This is a genomic window from Opitutaceae bacterium (assembly GCA_041395105.1).
In the GTDB taxonomy this organism is placed as follows: Bacteria; Verrucomicrobiota; Verrucomicrobiia; order Opitutales; family Opitutaceae; genus B12-G4.
Genome location: JAWLBB010000003.1, coordinates 429,342 through 449,468, shown reverse-complemented (window position 1 = coordinate 449,468; position 20,127 = coordinate 429,342). Strand labels below are relative to the sequence as shown.

Below are 20,127 nucleotides of genomic sequence, written 5' to 3'. Positions count from 1 at the left end.
CATCGACTGAAAACCTGCAATATCGACCGGATATGGCGAACGGAAAAAAAAGCCGCCCGGTCGGAACCGGACGGCTGGGCAGGGGAAATGGGCCTGTTTCAGACCTTGGGCAGGTTCGCCGGGATCTCAACCCGGTGTGGATGACGGCGTTTGCTCAGGCGCAGCCGGGATCGGCGGCGGATCATCCGGTCGAGTTTGTCGATCAATTCGTCGAGCGATTTCAGACAATCACCGCTCGATACGGACGCATTCATGGAGGGACCGTGGATCTCAATGTGTCCCTTCGCGACAAACTTCCTCTCTTTGGCCTTGGTCTTGTCGTGTTCCAGCTCAACACGAATCCTGATGATGCGATCTTCATGTGAACAGTCGGGATACCTTCTCGTTGGCGATCGATTTGAGGACTCGGTCAGATCGAGATGGATTCCTTTGAGGATCACTTCGTGGTTGCTGGACGAATTATTCATAATCTGCGTCATTTTTGTTGTTGGTGGTCATGAACAGGCACGCGCCGGCCCTGCAAGTGCGGCTCAGCACGTTCTGGAAGGGGTGAGACTCGTCAAAGCGACAGATGGTTCCGCGATTGCTGGAAGGTCCTTCATCAAGTCAATGGGAAGCTAAGCCGGAGGATGTGGATATGCAACCTTTCTCGCCGTTATCGCGATCGATTTTATTCGGGAGCGGGCGGCTTCTTGACGAAATCGGCTTTTTGAAATTGAATCCGGAAGACTGGCTGGTCCCGTAGTCAGGGATTTTCCGTATTCGTGGGTAAGATATTGATGGTCAATGATAAGAGATGCCGGAGGCGGCGCCCGTCCGGAGACCTTCTCTCTCGGGTAAAATTCCGGATCCGGTCGCCTCGTGAATGGAATTCCACAGCTGGGGACGGATGGGCAGACATCCTTCCCTGGGGGGAGGAGCGCTAGATGCCGGCGACCGCCCGGGGCTTTGAAATCCTTCCCTCCGAATTCGAATCCTGGATACGGAATGAGAATGCGGATTGGATCTGTTTTGACAAGCCGCCTCTGGTGGTCTGTCACCCCTCGAAGCACGGCCCGACCTCGAGCCTGGTCGGCGCCTTCCGCGCCTATCGGGATGTGGAAGCCGCACATCTGGTTTTTCGGATCGATCGGGAGACGAGCGGGGTCGTTCTTGTCGCGAAGAATCGTGAAGCGGCCAGCCGGCTTCAGCAGGCGGTGGAGAAACGGATGGTCCACAAGGAATACATCGCCATCCTCCACGGGGAGTTGAGGGAAAATCGTGAGGCGGACCATCCTCTGGGTCGACATCCGGACAGCCCCATCGTGGCCAAACAGGGGTGGAGGCCAACCGATGGCCGGGCGGCCCGGACACTTTTTGAGCCGCTGGCGACGGGGGGCGGATTCACCCTGGTCCGGGTCCGGATGGACACGGGGCGGCAGCACCAGATCCGCGCCCACGGAGAACTGATCGGGCACCCGCTCGTCGGTGACAAGATCTACGGCGTACCCCCGGCGATCTTCCTGAGCTTCATCGATAACGGTTGGACGCCCGATCTCGAAGCCGTGCTGGCGCATTACCGGCACGCCCTCCATGCCCGACGGATTGTCTTCGACCTTCCGGATGGTCCGCTCGTCCTCGAGACGCCGCTCGCGCCCGACCTCATCGGGTTCTGTCGGGAGAGGATGGAGGTTGATGCGACCGGGATTCCATAAGGTCGAAGGCACTCCGACAGGCGGCGAGGTGCTGGCGAATCCGGACCTCGAGGGGCAGGGTGGATGGCGTTTCAAAAGTGTAGCAGAGCCGGGTCCGGGTGCGGAAGAGAAGGATCTGTTCGGGCCAATCCTGTCGGTCGTCGAATCGGTCGATGGGCGCATGGACTACGCCGTTGGCGGCTGGACGACCATCGATTTCGCTGTCCAGATCGATCGGGCCTTCGCATGCGGCAGCCGAGAGAACCTTCTCCGCCATTCCATCCAATCCGGCTGCATTGAGTTCGTAGAGGTAGAATCCCCTTGATTCCCAGTCCTCATGGAGCGCGATCACCAGATCGAGCGGTCCCAGGTTCTCCAGGACGGATCGGTGGGCGATGGTTTCCGGTGCGAGGGGGCTGCGGTAGTCCCGGTTCAGATCGAGGCCCGCCGCGTTTTCGCGTGTCCCAAGGTTGTATCCGGCGGGATTGAGCAGGGGAAAGAGCGTCCAGCGGAAATCGGGAAGGTGGTGGGGCTGCTCCAGAAGGCGGCAGATGGCTTCCGGGCCGGCCGGCTCGTCGCCATGGATACCCGCTGAAAGATAAAGGTGGGGGGCACCGGCCCTTCCGGATCGCTCGAGAACGACGAGGTCGGTTCCGTCGGCCTTGCCGTAGCTCCGGTGGCGGAAACCCGCTGCGCCGGCGACGGGGAGGAGTCGCTGGAGGAATTCAGTCGCGGGTGAGGACATGGAGGAAGGATTTTGACACGGCTTCAGGGTTGATTCATTCCTGACCGTTTCATTGTCAGATTTCAACCCAGAGTAAATGGCATCAGTCCGCGTACGTTTTGCACCCAGCCCGACCGGCTTCTTCCACATCGGCAGCGCCCGAACCGCCCTGTTCAACTGGCTTTATGCCCGCAGGCATGGAGGGAGTTTCATTCTGCGGATCGAGGATACCGACAAGGAGCGGAATACACGGGAGGCACTTGAGGTTCTCCTCTCGGGTATGGCCTGGCTGGGATTGGAATGGGACGAAGGTCCCGGCGTCGGAGGGGACCGCGGACCTTATTTCCAGAGCGAACGTTCCCAGGTCTATCTTGAGCATCTCGAGAGTCTGAGATCGGCCGGCCGGGTCTACGACCGGGACGGAGCGGTTTTCTTCCGCATTTCCGGCCAGCCTCAGATCATTGAGGATGCGGTTCGGGGCCGGGTGGAGAGGACGGAAGAAAAGGATTTCGTCATCATCCGTTCCAACGGCTCGCCTGTCTTCCATTTCGTCAACGTGGTCGACGACCTGACCATGGGAATCACCCACGTCATTCGGGGCGAGGATCACCTCTCCAATACCAGCAAGCACACGGAATTGATCAAGGCGTTCGGCGCCGATCTTCCGGTCTATGCGCATATCCCGCTCATTCTCAAGCAGCATGGCTCCGGGAAAATGAGCAAGCGGGATGAGGGTGCCCTGATCGAGGACTATCAGAAACTGGGGTACCTCCCCGATGCAGTCGTCAACAATCTGGTGCTGCTGGGTTGGTCGCCCAAAGACGACCGGGAGAAGATGAGCCGATCGGAATTGATCGAGCGATTCGATCTCGAAGGGGTGAACAAGTCGAATGCGCGGTTCGACGACAGGAAGATGAATCACCTCAACGGACTTTATATCCGCGACCTGTCGGAGTCCGACTTCGCCGACCGGGGCGAGCAGGTGCTGGCCGATGCCGGCACCGCGGCGGGGTTTGATTCGTCCTATGTGCGCAGCGTTCTTCGCGTCTGTCAGGAAAAGATCCGCGTCTTCAGTGAATTGCCGGACTATACCCGGTATTTCTTCAGCGATGACTATCCGACGGATGAGAAGGCGATGCAGAAGGTTCTGCGAAAAGGGGAGCCGATCGCCCGGCTGAAGGAACTCGAAGCGCTTCTGCGGATACAGGACGATTTCAGCCCGGCCGGTCTGGAAGAGGCGATCGACCGCCTGGTTGAGTCAGGTGGCCATGGAAGGAATGACTACTTTGGCGTGGCCCGGATCGCGCTGTCCGGCGTGGCGGGCGGCCCGGGGTTCTACGACCTGCTTCATTTGCTCGGCAAGGATCGCTGTCTCGAGCGCATTTCCCGCTTTTTGAACACTGTTGGTAGCTGAAGGCCCGCTATGACTGAGGAAACCACACCCAAACCGCAGAATTTCATCCGGCAGATCATTGCTGCCGATGTCGCCGCCGGACGGTATGAGACGATCGTGACCCGGTTCCCTCCCGAACCGAACGGTTATCTTCATCTCGGCAGTGCCAAGGCGTTTTGTCTCAACTTCGGTTTCGCTGAAGAATTCGGGGGACGCTGTCATCTGCGGATGGATGACACCAACCCGGAAAAGGAGGAAACCGAGTATGTGGAGTCGATCATCGAGGACATTCGCTGGATGGGTTTTGACTGGGGCGAGCATCTCTATTTTGCCTCCGGGTATTTCGACCGTCTTTATGAGCTGGCCGTTCAACTGATCCGCGACGGGAAGGCCTATGTCTGCGAACTGGATCAGGAGACATGGAAGAGCTACCGCGGCGTCCCCTCCAGGCCCGGCAAGGAGAGTCCGTTCCGGAACCGCTCGGTCGAGGAGAATCTTGATCTTTTCGTCCGCATGAAAGCGGGTGAATTCGACGAGGGGTCGAAGGTCCTCCGGGCGAAGATCGACATGACCTCACCCAATCTCCACCTGCGCGATCCGGCCCTCTACCGGATCAAGAAGGTCGGCCATCATCGCACGGGAGATGCCTGGTGCATCTATCCGATGTATGACTACGCCCATGCCATCTCCGACGCGATTGAAGGGATCACCCATTCTCTCTGCAGCATCGAGTTTGAAGTGCATCGTCCCCTCTACGACTGGTGTATCGAGAATACCGGGGTTTTTCAGTCGCATCAGTATGAGTTTGCCCGCCTCAACGTCACCTACATCGTCACGGGCAAACGCTACTTGCGGGAACTGGTCCATGGGGGGCACGTAAGTGGATGGGACGATCCGCGCATGCCGACGATCCGCGGCATGCGGAGGAGGGGCTACACGCCCAAAGCGATCCGTTCCTTTCTCGAGGAGGTGGGGGTTACCAAGTACAACAGCCTGACGGATTTTGCCCTGCTGGAACACCATGTTCGCCAGGACCTGAATGAGACGACCCACCGCGTCATGGGTGTGCTCGATCCGGTTCGCCTGGTCATTGAGAATTACCCTGAAGACAAGGAGGAGTGGCTCGAGGCGGCCAATCATCCGGCGAATGCCGAGGCCGGTTCACGTCAGATTCCTTTTTCCCGTGAGCTCTTCATCGAACGTGAGGATTTCCAGGAGAACGCGCCCAGGAATTTCTACCGGATGTCGGTTGGGCGGGAGGTGCGGCTGCGTTACGGTTACCTGGTCACCTGCACCGGAATCGACAAGGATCCATCGAGCGGCGAGGTCACATGCATCCGCTGCACCTACGACCCGGCTACGCGGGGAGGCGATTCACCGGACGGCCGCAAGGTGAAGGGCACCATACATTGGGTCTGTGCGCGCCGTGGTCTGGATGCGGAGGTGCGGCTCTATGACACCTTGTTCAGCAAAGCGAATATCCTGGATGACAGTGACGGCATTCCCTGGATCGAGCATCTCAACCAGAAGTCCCTGATCCGCATCCAGGCCAAGGTCGAACCCGGGTTGGCGGCAGCTGCGCCCGGCACAGCTTTCCAGTTTGAGCGCAAGGGCTATTTCACGGTGGACTCGGTCGACAGCCGGCCGGATCATCTGGTCTTCAACCGGACCGTCTCGCTGAAGGACAGTCGCGCCCGGAAGGTCTCGGAGAGGTCCTGAAGAATATCGGCCGGAGTCCCTCCGGGCCAGTCACCAAATCCTTCCAGGCCACCCGCTCGCCCCCGGAACAGGCCGATTAAATTGAATCGGACGATACTCGTTGCGGTGCTGGCTCTTGTCGCTGGCGGGTGCGCAAGCATGGACATGCCGAAAGGAAGCAGCAAGAGCTTCAAGACAGCCCGCTTTCAGCCTGAGGGACCTTCGTCCGGAATGAACTTCAGGGCCACTCCGTTGATGCAGTAGCGCAGATCGGTCGGGGTTTCGTAGCCTTCGCCCTTGAAGACGTGTCCCAGGTGTCCATCGCAGATGGCACAGAGGACCTCGGTCCGGATCCGGCCGAGCGATTTGTCCTCACGCGTCCAGACATTCTCCGCGTCGGCCGGATCGTAAAACGAGGGCCAACCGCAATGGGAATCGAATTTCTGAACGGAGGTGAAGAGCCGGGCACCGCATCCGGCGCAGACATAGGTCCCGGAACCCTCTTTGGAAAAGGTCTCATAAGCCGGACCGAAGGGTTGTTCGGTTCCGGCTGTTCGAAGAATGCGGTACTGTTCGCCGGTCAGTTCCCTCCGCCACTGGTCGTCGGACTTTTCGACCTTGGAACGGGCGTTGCCGGATTCTCCCTCTTTGGTGTTTCATCACGGTTCAAAGAAACCATCTGCGGTCATTGCGCAAGCCGGCAGTGCGCATCAAAGGTCCGGAAACCGAAACCGGCTCAACCGGCCCCGTCGAAAAATCAACCAGTCCGGTCTCGAGCGAGTATTCGGCGCCGACGATCGTGAGACGGCCATCGCGAATGAGTTCTTCGAGAATCCGCGATCCGTGTCGCAGCTGATTGGCCGACACCCGGACATTGGCCCGGATGGCATGATGGAGGAGCTCGGCGGGTCTGGCTCGAAGATCGGTCTCGATCAATGTCTCAACCGAGGGTCGGATCCGATCGACGATCGACCGGAGATTCTGCGAGCGATTCTCGGTCGGACGTTCGAGTTCCTCAAGTGTGGCGGTGACGGCGCCACACATCGAATGACCCAGGACAATGAGTGCAGTCTTGCACTGCTCGACGGCAAACTCGACACTGCCGACCCTGGCTGGCGGCCACGATATTGCCCGCCACGCGGATGACAAAGAGATCGCCCAACCCCTGGTCGAAAATGATCTCGAGGGGCACGCGGGAGTCTGAACAGCCGAGGATGATGGCGAAGGGCTCCTGACCGGCCAGAAGCTCGTCGCGTCGGGCCTGATTGGTCAGGATGCCATGGCCGCCCAGGTTCGCGGCGAAACGCCGGTTTCCGAGGCGCAGACGTTCCAGGGCTTCTTCGGCGGGAATCATTGGTTTTCAGGAGACGCGGGTCCCTTGCGGAGATGACCCAGTGAATCCATGACGGGGAGGATTCGCCAGCTGAAAATGGCGATCGATCCAGGCGATTGAGGGAATCCGGGTTTGCCTGGGGAAGGGCGCTTTCGCCATTCTCGATTCTGAAATGCCAGAAACTGATCCCGCCGCAACTCATGGTCCCTTTTATCGGCCCGTCTCTGCGGATTTGACGGGGGACGGATCAGGCGTTTGCAGGGTTTCGTCCGGGGCAGGCATCAGGAACCCGACCGGCATGGTCCGGCGGCTGAGGCCTTCGCCCGGAAAGTGGGTCAGTTCGGAGGTCGAGGAGCGTGCCGAACGCCTCTTTCGTGAGATTCGCACCGGCCTGGGTTTGAAACGTAAGGCGCTTGCGTTCAGTTGTGAGGACGGAACCGCCGTCATCCGGACACCCGGCTTCACGGTCACCTTATGGATCGATCAGGACCCCGATGATCCCAAGGCCTATCGGATCGGGATCGAGGTCGGATCCATCACCGATTCCGACCTCGTCCGGCGGAAGGCATTCACTGGCATCTTCCGCCTGATGTGTCAGTCGGTGGTGTTTGATTTCCCGCAGGCGATCGATCTGGAAGCAACGATCGACCGGATCGAGGAGTCGGATCGGCTGGCCCCGTTTCTCGATTATTCGGCGGATTGCTCCTGGCTGAAGCTGCGGGTCGACGGATCGGCGATCGAGATGACCCTGCAGTCTCATCAGGCCCGCTTCTCGATGCCGCGCGGAGGGGATCTCGAAGCGTTGATCGAAGGGACGGCCGCCATCCTTCAGGATCTGGAATCCGCGGGCGCGGGCCGTTTCCTGGGTTGACGGGACTCCCGGCGACTTCCACTCAGAACGGATTTGTCCAGGCGCAGGTGCCATCAGGGCCGCGGACGGTGAGGCGCATATAGGGACTCCGGAATTGGCTGAGATCGAATTCGAACTCCGTCCGGTTTTCGCCGGCCAGGGCGATCGCGCGGGGTCCTTTCCCTGTCACGAAAACCCGGTCGGCTGGCGAACAGGAGAGTCTCAGTCGGTTTTCCGGGGTTCGCTCGATATGGTGAATCTCAGGCCCGGTGCTCGAATAGTAATGCCCGAGTTTCAGCGCTGCGAGGAGCTGCTCCGGATCGAGGGCATCACATTTCACCTGAACCCAGCCCCTTTGGAAATCGTTCCGGCCCGCGGTCCCATGGAAGTCGTCGGTGGCACAGACCAGATAACGATGACCGCGGCCGAGAACGATATCGGTCAGTTCCCAACTGTCGGAATGACCGTTGTGGTCGACGGCCACGCCGTTGAAGACTTCGATCGCATCGACCGGCCCAAGCGCCTCAAGGTCGCGTTCCGTCAGTCCGTACCAGGCGGGGTGGGCTGCAGCCACATAGGCTCCGGCTTCACGGGCGCGAGCGGCCATCGCCGCCGCCGACTCATCATTGCCGGGAGGAGCGAAATCGTCGGGAAGGCCGACCGCCAGCAGGTGCCACATGTCGCCGAATTCCGTCTGGTCGGAATGGAGTTCGGCCCCGATGATCGTGGTGAAACCGTCAGTCCGAAAGGCGCGGGTATCGGTGATCGGATACTCGTAGGCAGCAAGGAAATGGTCGGTCAGTGCCATGAAGTCGTAGCCCGCCTCTCGGTAGCGCCGGGCCACCTCCTCCGGTGGCAACCCGCCATCGGAGCGGTTGCTGTGACCGTGTAGATTGCCTTTCCAGAAAGTGCCGGGTTGGGAGAAGGGAAGCATCGGTATTTGAAATCTGAGATTTGATATTTGGATTCTGGGATTTGAGATTTGAGATCTTTCCGGGAGGGCAGGATGACTCAAGACGTAATCCGGCGAACCCGTTGGGTGGAGCTTGATCGGAAAACGAAAAAGCCCCCCGCGCGGGCCGGGGGGCTTTGATGAATGGACTCGGTGGAGATTCTGGAGGTCAGACCTTGCCGAAGATCGTCTTGCCGACGGACTGAAGGTCCTCACAGGCCACCTTCATCCGGTTGGCCATCGACTGCTCGGCTTTCTTCAGGTAGGAGCGCGGGTCGTAGGTCTTCTTGTTGCCGACCTCGCCGTCGATCTTGAGCACACCCTCGATATTCGAGCAGATGTGGGTGACGATCGGCCGGGTGAAGGCATACTGGGTGTCGGTATCGATGTTCATCTTGACCACACCATAGCCGAGGGTTTCCCGAATGTCGCTCAAGTCGGACCCGGAACCCCCGTGGAAGACGAGATCAAACTCGGCTTCCTTGCCGTACTTGGCGATGACGGCATCCTGGCCCTGCTTGAGAATCTTGGGACGGAGTTTGACCGCACCGGGCTTGTAGGCGCCGTGGACATTGCCGAAGGTCGCGGCGAACATGTAGCGGCCGCGTCCGTTGAGGGCCTCGTAAACGGCGAGCATGTCTTCCGGAGTGGTGTAGAGCTTTTCGGAGGGGGTATCCTCGCTGCCGGCGGCGCCGTCTTCCTCGCCTCCGACCACGCCGGCTTCGATTTCAAGGATGATCTCCTGATCGGCACAAAGTTTGAGATATTCCTGGGAGATCTTCATGTTCTCGGCCAGAGGCAGGCCGGAAGCATCCAGCATGTGCATCTGGAAGAGATTGTTCTCTCCCTTGGCCCGACGGGCGGCGGTGGCCTCGATCAGGGGCTTGAGGAAACCGGCGGCCTTCTCGGGTTGGCAATGATCGGTATGCAGGCCAATCAGGACGTCGTACTTCTCGGCCAGTCGGTGTGCGGCCTCGGCCAGAACGATGCAGCCGAACGCGGCATCGTTGACTGCGAGACCGGAAGCGAACTGACCGCCACCGGTGGAGAATTGAATGATGCCATCCGATTTGGATTCGGCAAACGCCTTGAGGGCGGCGTTGATTGTGGTGATGGACGTCACGTTGACTGCCGGGTAGGCGTAGCCGCCCTGCTGGGCAGCGTCGATCATGGCGGCAAATTGTTTCGGTGTGGCTACAGGCATGGTATTCTTGGTATTGGTGTTGAGCGAAAGATGAGCGTTCCGTCGCGTTTGGCTCTCCCGATTTCGGCCGGGAAAGTCAAATAGGAAGGACAGCCGCTTATAGTATTAGACCATTCCTCCATATTGGCTTATGCATTGTTTGTCTATTGTTGAGCCTTTTTTGGATTCTTTCAACAGGCTTCAGTGCGCTCCCTTTTGGCTCGCTCTGTCCCGCCATTCGCATTGCGTATTGGGACGTCGGTCATTTCCATGAAAATCGCCCTTCTCCAGCCTCCCTATCCGTCGGACGGAAGCGCTGAAGCGGCGGTTCGTTGTCACGAGTGGATGATCGGTTCAATCCAGGCGCTGACTCCGGGCGGGTGCGATCTTCTCCTTCTCCCGGAATACGCCAATACCCCGGGCTTGGAGGACGGCGATCTCATGCGCTCATTTGCTCTCGAACAGGGGGTCGCATTTCTCGATCGACTGGCGGAAGAATCCCGGCGCTTGGAGTGTCTGGTGGTCGCGGGTATCGTCTGGAATCGCGGAGCCCGCTGGCTCAACGGGGTGGCCGTTTTTGATTCCGGCCGGCGGTCGGAGCCGTCGCCCGAGAAGCTGCACCTTACCGAAGCGGAGTCGACCCGGCTCCGTCTTGACCCGGGTTTGCGGATGCAGGTGATCCGTTGGCGGGGACACTTGCTGGGATTCGCGCCCTGCTTCGATCTTTATTTTTCCGAGGTCTCGGAGGCCCTGGCCTTTGCGAAGGTCGATCTTGTGGTTTCTCCCAGTTACCAGCGCTCGGAATCTCCCGGACGAATCCGTCTCCTGGCCCGAGGTCGGGCGCTTGATACCGGGGCCTGGTTGATCCGCAGCGGCTACGCCATGGAAGGGGGATCTTCCGGTGGCGAGTCTCTGGTGGCCGCGCCGGACGGTTCCCTGGTGGCCACTGGCGGTCAGCAGGCGGGCATCGTCCGGTGCCAGGTGGATCTGTCCGAGAAGTGGATGAAGCCCCATTCTCACGGACAAGCTGTGATCGAGCATCGGGTTCTCCTCGAAGGCCATCGACGCCCCGGCCTCTACCGGAATGCCCAGGAACGGATACAGGCCAGCCTTGCGGCTCCGGCCCCGAAGCTTTGCGCCCACCGGGGACTCAGTCATGTCTGTCCCGAGAACACCCTGCCCGCTTTTTCGGCCGCGCTTGCCCTCGGGGTGCACGAGATCGAGTTCGATCTGTGGCTCAGTCGCGACGGTGTTCCGGTGGTCTGTCATGATCCGCGGGTGGATCGTACGACCGACGGCCAGGGCGTCGTGACGGATCTGGACTGGGCGGACCTGCGTCGGATGGATGCCGGGATCCGGATGGGTGAGCTTTGGCGGGGCATTCGCCTGCCTCGCTTCGAAGAGGTCATTGAGCTGGTCGATCATCGTGCGGTCATGAACATCCACCTCAAGGACGCCGGACCGGACGGGAGGCTCGTCCGGCTGGTCTGTGATCTGCTACGCAGACATGGGCTGGTCGACCTCGCTTATATCGCCGGGCACGCCGAAGATGTCCTGGCCTTTGCCCGTCGGTATGATCCGGATATCGGGCGTGCCTCATTGATCGGGCAGGATCGGCCGGAGACCCAGCAGGTCGTGGCCGAGGCTCACGCCTGCCGCCGCATTCAATTTCCAAGAACGGTGACTGCCGCACACTGTCGGCGGGCTCATGATGCCGGCCTCGTCTGCAATCTCTTCTACTCGGATGAGGTTGCCGATGCCCGTCGCTTTCTCGATATTGGCATTGATGTCCTACTGACCAACCGGGCCAATCTGCTCCTAGACCAGGGAGTGGCGGTGCCGTTGGTGAGACCGGACAGCCCGGAAATCCCCTCCATTCATCCATGAAAAACGACTCTTCAGCGGGCTCCGCGCCCATTCGGACCGTGACGGTGGAAAACCTTCCGATCGAGCTCTGCAAAATCCTCAAAATGGAGGGACTGGTGCGGAGCGGCGGCGAAGCCAAGCATGTGATCGCCGACGGTCGGGTGATCCTCAACGGGGAAGTGGAAACGCGGAAGCGAAGACAGATCGTGGCCGGAGATCGCATCATCTTCGCGGGCGTCTCCCTGCTTGTCGCGCCCGGCGCGGACCGGACCGGAGAAGCCGCACACCCGCAGCGGAGAGGGGTGTCGGATGCTTGAGGAATTGCTGATCGGGAGCGTGGCGCTCGGGCGGAACCGTTCCGTCTGGGTCGATTCGCCCGACGGACATGAACCGACCCGGCTCTGCCTCATCCTCGATGCGGAGAATTACCTCGGCAAGATCGGCATCGGGGCGATCCTCAATGGGATGGAGCAGGCGGGGGAAGTGGGCCCGATGACGTTGGTCTTTGTGCCCTGTGTGACCCCGGAAAACCGACATTCCGAATACGCCTGTCACCCGGATTTCGCACGTTTCCTCTGCGACGATCTCATGGGTTGGGCGCGCGCGCGCTTCCCGTCTCTTGAAGCGGGCGGACATGGCATGGTCGGCTTGAGTCTGAGCGGTCTGCAGGCGATCTGGACCGCGTTGCGCCATCCCTCTCTCTTCGGGGCGGTTGTCGCGCAGTCGCCGTCGGCATGGTATCGGGGGGAATGCTTGAAAGGAGAGGTCAAGCCGGTTGTCGATTCCGGCACGGCATTTCGGATCAGCGTCGGCTCCGAGGAAACCACTTTTGGGGAAGTCTTCCAACCCGGCGATCTGCATCAGACGAGCAGTCAGATTGAGTCGTGTGGTCGCCTGGTTGCGGCGCTCCGGCAGGCCGGCCATGAGGTTGATTTCTCAGTCTTCGAAGGCAACCACGACTCAGAATTTTGGGCGGCCGAGATGCCGGAGGTCCTTCGCTGGATCTGGGGCCGGATCGGAGGCGGCGACCGATCCGGCGGGGGATAATCCGGGCGGTTCTCAGCGGGTCTCGCCAAAAATTCGGATTTCGGCGTCGCCCCCATCGAGGATCTCCATGGCGCGCTTGAGGGCGTTGCGGTTGGAGAGCGTCGGGTTCTGCGGCCACTCCAGGAAGAAGTTCTGCCGGCCGACAAGATCGAGCAGGCCGGTCCGCTTGCAGATGCGATAGACGTCTTTCCGGGCTCCCGAGATGATGAGCACCCGGTCGTGTTCACGCATGAAGGTGACGAGTTCCTCAAGGGCAAGGATGGTCGACGCGTCAAGGTGGTGGGCGTTCTTCAGCCGCAGGATGATTACGCGGAGGAAGGGGTCGTCGCAGACCCTTCGCAACTGTTCCTGGAGGAGTTCCGCGGCTGCGAAGAAGATGCTTCCTTCGACGTGAACGATGGAGATCTCGGGATTGCGGCGGGACTCGTCCTTCCTCATTTCGGTCATGTCGCCGGTATCGTCATAGGTGTACTCGATCAACTCCGGCTCGCCGGCCTGGAAGAGGAAGACGACGATGGAGAGGGTGGCTCCGACGTAGATGGCCGTGTCGAGAGGGAAGAGGAGGGCCGAACTGAACGTGAGGATGAAGACGGCGGCATCCCCGCGGGTCGTCCGGGTCATGAGACGGATCTGATTGCGGTCGATGAGAGAGAGCGCGACGAAGACCACGACGACGGCAAGAGCCGCCTTGGGGATAAAGGCGATGAAACTGCCGAGACCAAGGAAGAGGCCCACGCAGATCAGGCCGGAGAAAATGCTGGCCATGGGAGTGGCGGCGCCGCTGGTCCAGTTGAGCACGGAACGGGTGAGGGAGCCTGAGGCGGGCATTCCGTTGAAGAATCCGCAGGCCAGATTGGCCATGCCCATGCTGAAGAGTTCCTGGTTGGTGTTGAGGCGGGCGCCGGACATGGCGGCAAGGGATTTTCCGATGGAAGAACCCTCGAGAACGGAGAGGAAGGAGATGGCCAGAGCGGCACTGATCAGGACTCCGGCATTGGCCAGATCGAGGTGGGGCAGGGTGATGGAAAACGAATCGGCAGTAACGGCCTTCAGGGTTTCGACCCCGAAACCGATGTGGCGGAAACCGAAGGCGACGAGACTGGCAAGGACGAGGGTGATGGCGACATTGGGCAAGCGACCGAACCAACGCCGGAGGGCGAGGAAGATGGCGCCGGTCAGAAGGCTGAGGGCAACGGTGGACCAGCGGGTCTGCGGCAGGGACTCGAATGTGCGCGTGACGACGTCGGCGAAGGTCGAGGCCCCGGAGATCTTGAAACCGAGTATGTTCTGAACCTGATTCGCCATGATAAGGACCGCCGCCGCCGTGATGTATCCGACGACGACACTGCGCGAGATGAACTGGATGAGAGTGGCGACATTGAGGTAGGCGCCGACAATCTGGAAGAGCGCGGTCAGACAGAGGATGATCGGCAAAAGGGTCGCCCGCTCGTTTTCCGGAATACCGATCGCGAGAAAGGTGCTCAGCAGGAGCACCGAGGTGGCGTTTGTCGGGCCGAGGACGATGAATCGGGATCCGGCAAAGAGTGGTCCGACGATGGTGGCGATGGCTGAACCAAACAGGCCATACTGGATGGGCAGGCCCGCAATCAGAGCGTAGGCCATGCCTTGGGGAAAGGCAAGAAGGGCGACGTTGAGTCCCGCGGACAGGTCGGCCCTGGCCTGGGCGGAGTTGTAGCCGGCAACCACGTTCCGAAAAGGGAACAGGTCGATGACCGGGACGGAGAATCGCCCGGAGAACCGCGACGTAATACGATGAAGATGGTGGCCCACGGCGGGTAGGGGAAGCTGACCGGCGGTTCAGGGCGCGGCTTTGGCGTTCTGTTTGGCGGGGTCGACGTAGATGCGGATATTTGCCTTCTGTTGACCCAGAAGTGTCTGGGCCCGTTTCAGGGCGTTTCGGGTGGAGACGGTCGGGTTTGAGGGCACTTCCATGAAGAAATTCTTCCTTCCCAGCAGATCCAGCAGGCCGGAATTGCGGAACACCCGGAAGATCTGTCGGTGAGCCCCGGATACGATGATATGCCGGTCGCTCTTTTTCGCGAACTCGAGCAGTTCACGGATCGCCATCGCGCAGGTCGCATCCAGGTGATGGGCGTTCTTCATGCGCAGGATGATCACCTTGAGGTTGGGATCTTCAAAAACCCGCCGTGCCTGATCGAGGAAGAGTTCGGCCGCTCCGAAGAAGAGGTCACCTTCCACGTGGACGATGGAGATGTCGGGTTCGGAACGGCGGTCCCTTCTGGCGATTTCGGCAAGGTGCCCATCTTCAGTGAACGCGTATTCTACCAGTTCGGGCACGCCGACCTTCTTGAGGAAAAAGACGATCGAAAGGCCTGCGCCCAGGTAGAGCGCGGCATCGAGAGGAAAAAAAAGACACGAGAGCAGGGTGACCGTGAGGACGAGGACATCGGATGGAGTGGAGCGCAGGATGACCCGGAAGGCGTCGCGATCTACCAGAGTCATGGTGATGCCGATGGCGACGGTGGCGAGGACGGGACGGGTCAGATCGATGACAAAAGGACGGACGAGAATGAAGATGACTACGCAGAAGACGCCGCTGAGAACGGCGGCGACGGGTGTGACCGCGCCGAGTTGAAGGTTGAGTTGCGATCGGGTCCGTGATCCTGAAACAGGCATGCCGGATGAAAAGGCAGCGGTCAGATTGGCCATGCCGATGGCGAACATCTGCTGGTTTCCATCGAACCGCACTCCGGTGCGGGCGGCGTTGGACTTTCCGATGACGGAGGTTTCCAGAAAGGACATGAGCGCGATGGCGAGGGCCACTCGGGAAAGCAGACTGATCAGGTCGAAGCTGATCGCGAATTCGCCCGAGGGAAGCAAATCCGGGGAAACGACGGCCACCGGAACGAGGGTGTAGCCGAGTGAATGTGCGATGAGGGCCGCGCCGCTTCCGGCAAGAAAGGCGGCCACCGAGGCGGGGACGGCGCGCACCCGGAAGTGGAAGAGCACAAAGACCAGGCCGGTCGACAGGGCCACGACCAGGCTGGGCAGGTGAGTCGAAGGGAGTTGCCGGACGGTCTCAAACAGGTTCTGCAGGAGGATGCCGGTCTCTTCGATGTTGAGGCCGAGCGCGTACTTGAGTTGGGTAATGGCAATCATCCCGGCGGCCCCGGTCAGGTAGGCCGTCACCACACTGCGGGAAACATATTGGGTCAGGCTGGCGATCCGGAACCAGGAGGCCGCGATCAGGATGAGGCCCGTCATCAGGAGAAGGGCCGGCATGGCGACCGCTTTTTCCGTTAAGGAGAAATCAGAAGCCGCCAGGGTGCTGAAAACCAGGATCGCAATGGCGTTGGTGGGTCCGATGACCAGCAATCGGGAACCGGAAAAGACGCCTCCCATGATGGCCGCGACGATGGCAGAGAGAATGCCGTATTCGATGGGGAGTCCGGCGATCGAGGCGCAGGTCATGCCTTGGATGAAGGCGACGACGGCAACCGGCCCGGCCGCCCGAGCGTCCCGGAGGAAGTCGCGAAGGCCGTAGCTTCTGACCGCCCGACTGAACGGGAAGAAATGAATCGGAGGGTGGATCGCCACGCTCCAGACGGAACGTACCCAGTGGGGGCTGATGATGGATCGGATATTCACTTCGTCGCTGAGACTGAGCAAATGACCGCCCCCGGGCGTCGGCAATGCGATTCTGAGCGTTCGTTTCCGGAAGACGCGGGCATCGTTCTGGCCTATTGACAAATCCTGGTGCGGGGGTTCAAGTAGCCGGTTTTATGAGTCTGTTACTCGGCATTTTCACATTCATTCTCATCATCGTCAGTCTTTTCATGATGCTGGTGATCCTCATGCAGCGTTCGAAGTCCGACGGAGGCCTCGGGGCGTCGCTCGGGGGCGGGATGGCGGAGTCAACCTTTGGCGCTGAGACCAACACGGTTCTCTTCAATGCGACGCGCAATGCGGCGATCGCCTTCTTCGTGCTGAGCTTCGGTCTTTACCTGGGGCACCTTTGGGTGCGCAATCATGCGGAGGTAGCCGACAGCGGACTCCCTGATGCCGCTCCGGCGCTTTCACCTGTCGGAACCGAGGTTGGAGTGGAGGCGGGTGCCCCGCTGATCGAGTTTCCGACAACGGAAGAACCGGTTGCGGCGCCTGTCGACGACTCGGGCAACACGTCTGCCGAGTCGCCTGCTCCGTAACCTTTATCCGGTCCTGTTGTCTGACCTGGGATGAGGTGGCGATTGTGTCTGGTCCTTGGTCTTGTCGGCAGTTGTCTCTGGACCGGTCTTCCGGCCCAGCCCAGGAACCGTCCTCCTCCGCAATACCGGACCTGGGGGGAACCGGATCAGGCCAAAGGACTGGCGCTGCTTGAGTCATTCCGGGCATCCTGGATGCCGGGCGACTATTTCCTCTCGTTTTCTCTACGGACCTACGGGTCCGGGCGTTCTGTCGATCGGATTCATGGCCGGATCTTCGGGGGGCGCGGTCCGAGCGGACCGGCCAGCCTGATCGATATCGCGGAGCGGGACGGAGAGCCGGTTTTCCTCCGCTATTTGATACAAAACGGACCTGATCCGACTGTCTGGCGGTTGGACGGCGAAGGAATGGAGCCCCGGCAGCTGAACGGCGAGGAACTTTCCGAGCCGCTCTTCGGCACTGATATCACCCCGTTCGATCTTCAGTTGCCCTATCTCTACTGGAAAGACTTCATTTATGAAGGAGTGACCCGGTATCGCGGGCGACCGACAGAGGTCTTCATCCTCTACCCTCCCGCCGACGAGTTGGACCTCTACCCCGCGATCACCGGTGTGCGTCTGTATCTTGACTCGCAGTTCAACGCGATGATGCAGGCCGCCATTCTCGACGAGAATCTCGAGGTCGTGAAGGAACTCAATCTTCTGGAGATCCGCAAAGTGGAGGAATCCTGGATTGCCAAGACGATCGATGTGCGGCGACCCAACGGCATGAAGACTCGGTTCCGGGTGGAGGCGGCATCGATGGACAACCTCTGGAACGGGCGTCTCCTGCTGCCGGAAGGGCTCTCCGGGAGACTGCCGGAGGTTTCCGAGGCGGAACTGACCCGGATCAACTGAGTCGCCGCCGAGGGTTCCCGGCACCGTGCCGGCCTATTTCATCGCCTGTTCGGTCTGTCCGTCGAAAAGGTGGCCGTTGTCCATGTCGAAAACGATGTCGAGCGGTCTTCCGGTGTCGAAGATGTGATCACTGCGCACGCGCGCGATGAAGGAATGGGCGCCGGTATCCAGATAGAGATAGGTCTCGTGGCCCATCGGCTCGGCGACTTCCACGTTTATCGAAGCGGTGCGGGCCGGATTGGGGTTGTCGACGTGGAGTGCATCCTGGACATTTTCCGGACGGATTCCAAAGATGACATGCTTGCCGATGTGATTGGCGCCGCGGCGGGAAAGCTCGTCATTCAGTTCGAGTCGGACGGCCTTCGGACTCGGGTTCTTTTCGACAAAGGTCAGTCGGTTTCCTGCTGATTCGAGAGTCCCATGCATGAAGTTCATGGGAGGACTTCCGATGAACCCGGCGACGAAAACATTGGACGGATCGTTGTAAAGGTTGAGGGGTTCCGCCACCTGCATGATGTTGCCGTCCTTCATCACGGTGATCCGATCTCCCATCGTCATGGCCTCGACCTGGTCGTGGGTGACGTAGATCATCGTCGTGGCCAGTCGGGCGTGGAGCTTTGAGATCTCGGTCCGCGTCGATACCCGCATCTTCGCATCGAGATTGGACAGGGGCTCGTCGAAAAGGAAAACCTTGGGTTTGCGCACGATGGCGCGACCGACCGCGACGCGCTGGCGTTGGCCGCCGGACAGCGCTTTGGGTTTGCGATCGAGAAGTTCCTCGATCCCGAGGATGCCCGCCGCGTCCCGGACCCGCGATTCGATCTCGGTCTTGGGGAACTTCCGCAGTTTCAAACCGAACGCCATATTGTCATAGACCGACATGTGCGGATAGAGCGCGTAGTTCTGAAAGACCATCGCGATGTCGCGATCCTTGGGCAGCACGTTGTTGATGACGCGACCGTCGATCGAGATGGTGCCCTCTGAAATCTCCTCGAGTCCCGCGATCATGCGAAGAGTGGTGGACTTGCCGCATCCCGACGGGCCGACCAGCACCATGAACTCGCGGTCCTGGATTTCGAGATTGATATTGTTGACGGCTCGGACTCCCGGACCTTTGCGCTCGGGGTAGATCTTTACCAGATTCTCAATTAGGACTTTTGCCATGGCATTTGGGTGGGGATGATGGGTTGTGTCTACCCGGTTTGCCCAGTGGTGCAAGCAATCTCCATCCGGTCCTGCAAAATAGGAGGAGGGCGGAAACTCGCGGCCGATCATCCGCGATCAGGGAGCGATCCGGGAAGAATCTTTGGGTTCCGGGCGAGTCGGAAAATGCGGAGGCATCGGGCTCTGAAGCATGGATGCCGCGACCGGCATGCTCCTTCCCGCAAGCACATCCGAACATCATCGTCCGATGACTGAAAGAGATTCCTGATACACTTTGAAAGCATGATTCCCCATTCTCGAAGCGCATCGGAAATCGAGGTTAAGGGCATCTGCATTCATCCGATGGTAGTGAATCGCGCCGTGCCGGACCCTGCTATGGTGATGCCCGCGATTAAAACCATTGATTTCCTGAAAAAAAAAGAGATGATGAACTGAAATTTTCGTTGAATCGATGCAAAGCGTATTTACTTGTTGATACGTCAAGTTCCCTAGATTCTTCGTCACATAGATTGTCCCACTACCGTTATGCCGCCAAAGAAAGTCTCCGAGAGTTCTCCACTGACATTCGACCTCAAGGCCGACCTTCTCTCCAAGCTCGAGACCATTCGCAAGAAATTGGGCGCGGGTTCAAAGAGTGAAGTGATCCGCAAAGCCATCGCTGTTTTCGACTATTCAAGCTACCAGTCCTCCGCTCAGGAGCACCGTCAGATTTCTGTCCGGTTGCCGATGAAGCAGAAGGCGTCGCTGCTGAAGATTGCCCGCCAGAAGAAAGTGAGCGTGGGCGAACTCCTTCGGGCTGCGCTCGAATCTCTGCCTGCGAATATCGCCGGCATTGAAAAGCAAACCCAAGTAAAACAAGTCGAACCTATGAAGAAAGCTGCCAAGAAAGCTCCGGCCAAGAAGGCTGCCAAGAAGGCTCCGGCCAAGAAGGCTGCCAAGAAAGCTCCGGCCAAGAAGGCTGCGGCCAAGAAGGCTCCTGCGAAGAAGGCTGCCAAAAAGGCTCCGGCCAAGAAGGCTGCCAAGAAAAAGAAGTAGGGAACTCGGAACCGGTCTGCCGGTTCCTTTTCTCTTTTCTGACCGGCGCGAACGAGAGTTCGGTCTGCCGTTTTCCGTTCGGGGTGTCCGCGAAATGCGGATGCCCCGAACTGGTTTTGGGACCAGGT

General features: G+C 59.8%; 18 protein-coding genes and 1 pseudogene. 11 read left to right on the top strand and 8 right to left on the bottom strand.

Going from position 1 to position 20,127, the window contains the following annotated elements; genetic code table 11:
* Positions 1–98: 98 nt before the first annotated feature.
* The gene (locus tag R3F07_13475) at positions 99–467 is read right to left on the bottom strand and encodes an HPF/RaiA family ribosome-associated protein (GenBank protein ID MEZ5277386.1); all 369 of its coding nucleotides are present in this window, start codon (positions 465–467) and stop codon (positions 99–101) included.
* 459 nt (positions 468–926) lie between these two features.
* Between R3F07_13475 and R3F07_13470 the strand changes: the two genes are divergently transcribed.
* Positions 927–1,694, top strand: a complete 768-nt coding sequence (locus R3F07_13470) for an RNA pseudouridine synthase (GenBank protein MEZ5277385.1) — start codon at positions 927–929, stop codon at positions 1,692–1,694.
* Here R3F07_13470 and R3F07_13465 read toward each other — a convergent pair.
* Positions 1,642–2,418 (bottom strand): M14 family metallocarboxypeptidase, encoded by a 777-nt coding sequence (locus R3F07_13465; protein MEZ5277384.1) that lies wholly within the window; start codon positions 2,416–2,418, stop codon positions 1,642–1,644. The genes R3F07_13470 and R3F07_13465 overlap by 53 nt on opposite strands.
* Before the next feature lie 76 nt (positions 2,419–2,494).
* Between R3F07_13465 and R3F07_13460 the strand changes: the two genes are divergently transcribed.
* Both R3F07_13460 and R3F07_13455 read left to right on the top strand, forming a co-directional pair.
* Positions 2,495–3,811 (top strand): glutamate--tRNA ligase family protein, encoded by a 1,317-nt coding sequence (locus tag R3F07_13460; protein ID MEZ5277383.1) that lies wholly within the window; start codon positions 2,495–2,497, stop codon positions 3,809–3,811.
* Between the two features lie 9 nt (positions 3,812–3,820).
* Positions 3,821–5,509 carry a glutamine--tRNA ligase/YqeY domain fusion protein gene (locus R3F07_13455; GenBank protein MEZ5277382.1) on the top strand — a complete coding sequence of 563 codons (1,689 nt, stop codon included), beginning with the start codon at positions 3,821–3,823 and terminating at the stop codon, positions 5,507–5,509.
* Between the two features lie 645 nt (positions 5,510–6,154).
* Here R3F07_13455 and R3F07_13450 read toward each other — a convergent pair.
* Positions 6,155–6,842 (bottom strand): annotated as a pseudogene (locus R3F07_13450) (carbonic anhydrase).
* Between the two features lie 277 nt (positions 6,843–7,119).
* Here R3F07_13450 and R3F07_13445 point away from each other — a divergent pair.
* Positions 7,120–7,692: a hypothetical protein gene (locus tag R3F07_13445; GenBank protein MEZ5277381.1), complete on the top strand. Its 573-nt coding sequence runs from the start codon at positions 7,120–7,122 to the stop codon at positions 7,690–7,692.
* A 22-nt stretch (positions 7,693–7,714) separates the two neighbouring features.
* Here the strand turns inward: R3F07_13445 and R3F07_13440 are convergent, their stop codons facing one another.
* Together R3F07_13440 and fbaA are read right to left on the bottom strand one after the other, a co-directional pair.
* Positions 7,715–8,605 carry a CehA/McbA family metallohydrolase gene (locus tag R3F07_13440; GenBank protein ID MEZ5277380.1) on the bottom strand — a complete coding sequence of 297 codons (891 nt, stop codon included), beginning with the start codon at positions 8,603–8,605 and terminating at the stop codon, positions 7,715–7,717.
* 187 nt (positions 8,606–8,792) lie between these two features.
* Positions 8,793–9,827, bottom strand: coding sequence for a class II fructose-bisphosphate aldolase (gene fbaA, locus R3F07_13435; GenBank protein ID MEZ5277379.1), 1,035 nt, complete (start codon positions 9,825–9,827; stop codon positions 8,793–8,795).
* Positions 9,828–10,076: 249 nt separating this feature from the next.
* Here fbaA and R3F07_13430 point away from each other — a divergent pair, with 249 nt between their 5' ends.
* From R3F07_13430 to R3F07_13420, 3 genes are read left to right on the top strand one after another with little or no spacing between them, the layout of a single operon-like run.
* Positions 10,077–11,693: a glycerophosphodiester phosphodiesterase family protein gene (locus tag R3F07_13430; GenBank protein MEZ5277378.1), complete on the top strand. Its 1,617-nt coding sequence runs from the start codon at positions 10,077–10,079 to the stop codon at positions 11,691–11,693.
* Positions 11,690–11,989, top strand: coding sequence for an RNA-binding S4 domain-containing protein (locus R3F07_13425; protein ID MEZ5277377.1), 300 nt, complete (start codon positions 11,690–11,692; stop codon positions 11,987–11,989). The genes R3F07_13430 and R3F07_13425 overlap by 4 nt, the downstream gene beginning before the upstream one ends.
* Positions 11,982–12,719: an alpha/beta hydrolase-fold protein gene (locus tag R3F07_13420; GenBank protein ID MEZ5277376.1), complete on the top strand. Its 738-nt coding sequence runs from the start codon at positions 11,982–11,984 to the stop codon at positions 12,717–12,719. Before R3F07_13425 ends, R3F07_13420 begins: the two co-directional genes overlap by 8 nt.
* Before the next feature lie 12 nt (positions 12,720–12,731).
* On the opposite strand, the gene R3F07_13415 is transcribed toward R3F07_13420, so the two are convergent.
* Together R3F07_13415 and R3F07_13410 are read right to left on the bottom strand one after the other, a co-directional pair.
* On the bottom strand, positions 12,732–14,510 hold the full coding sequence (locus R3F07_13415; protein MEZ5277375.1) for a SulP family inorganic anion transporter: 1,779 nt from the start codon (positions 14,508–14,510) through the stop codon (positions 12,732–12,734).
* A gap of 27 nt (positions 14,511–14,537) precedes the next feature.
* Positions 14,538–16,349 carry a SulP family inorganic anion transporter gene (locus R3F07_13410; protein ID MEZ5277374.1) on the bottom strand — a complete coding sequence of 604 codons (1,812 nt, stop codon included), beginning with the start codon at positions 16,347–16,349 and terminating at the stop codon, positions 14,538–14,540.
* Positions 16,350–16,483: 134 nt separating this feature from the next.
* On the opposite strand from R3F07_13410, the gene secG reads away from it, so the two are divergent.
* Complete coding sequence (secG, locus tag R3F07_13405) at positions 16,484–16,906, top strand: preprotein translocase subunit SecG (protein ID MEZ5277373.1); 423 nt, start codon at positions 16,484–16,486, stop codon at positions 16,904–16,906.
* 30 nt (positions 16,907–16,936) lie between these two features.
* A complete protein-coding gene (locus R3F07_13400) occupies positions 16,937–17,800 on the top strand; it encodes a hypothetical protein (protein ID MEZ5277372.1) in 864 nt (287 codons plus the stop codon).
* Between the two features lie 33 nt (positions 17,801–17,833).
* Here R3F07_13400 and ugpC read toward each other — a convergent pair whose 3' ends face one another.
* Positions 17,834–18,964 carry a sn-glycerol-3-phosphate ABC transporter ATP-binding protein UgpC gene (ugpC, locus tag R3F07_13395; GenBank protein ID MEZ5277371.1) on the bottom strand — a complete coding sequence of 377 codons (1,131 nt, stop codon included), beginning with the start codon at positions 18,962–18,964 and terminating at the stop codon, positions 17,834–17,836.
* Between the two features lie 282 nt (positions 18,965–19,246).
* On the opposite strand from ugpC, the gene R3F07_13390 reads away from it, so the two are divergent.
* Both R3F07_13390 and R3F07_13385 read left to right on the top strand, forming a co-directional pair.
* On the top strand, positions 19,247–19,399 hold the full coding sequence (locus R3F07_13390) for a hypothetical protein (GenBank protein MEZ5277370.1): 153 nt from the start codon (positions 19,247–19,249) through the stop codon (positions 19,397–19,399).
* Positions 19,400–19,489: 90 nt separating this feature from the next.
* Positions 19,490–19,999 (top strand): hypothetical protein, encoded by a 510-nt coding sequence (locus R3F07_13385; GenBank protein ID MEZ5277369.1) that lies wholly within the window; start codon positions 19,490–19,492, stop codon positions 19,997–19,999.
* Positions 20,000–20,127: the final 128 nt, after the last annotated feature.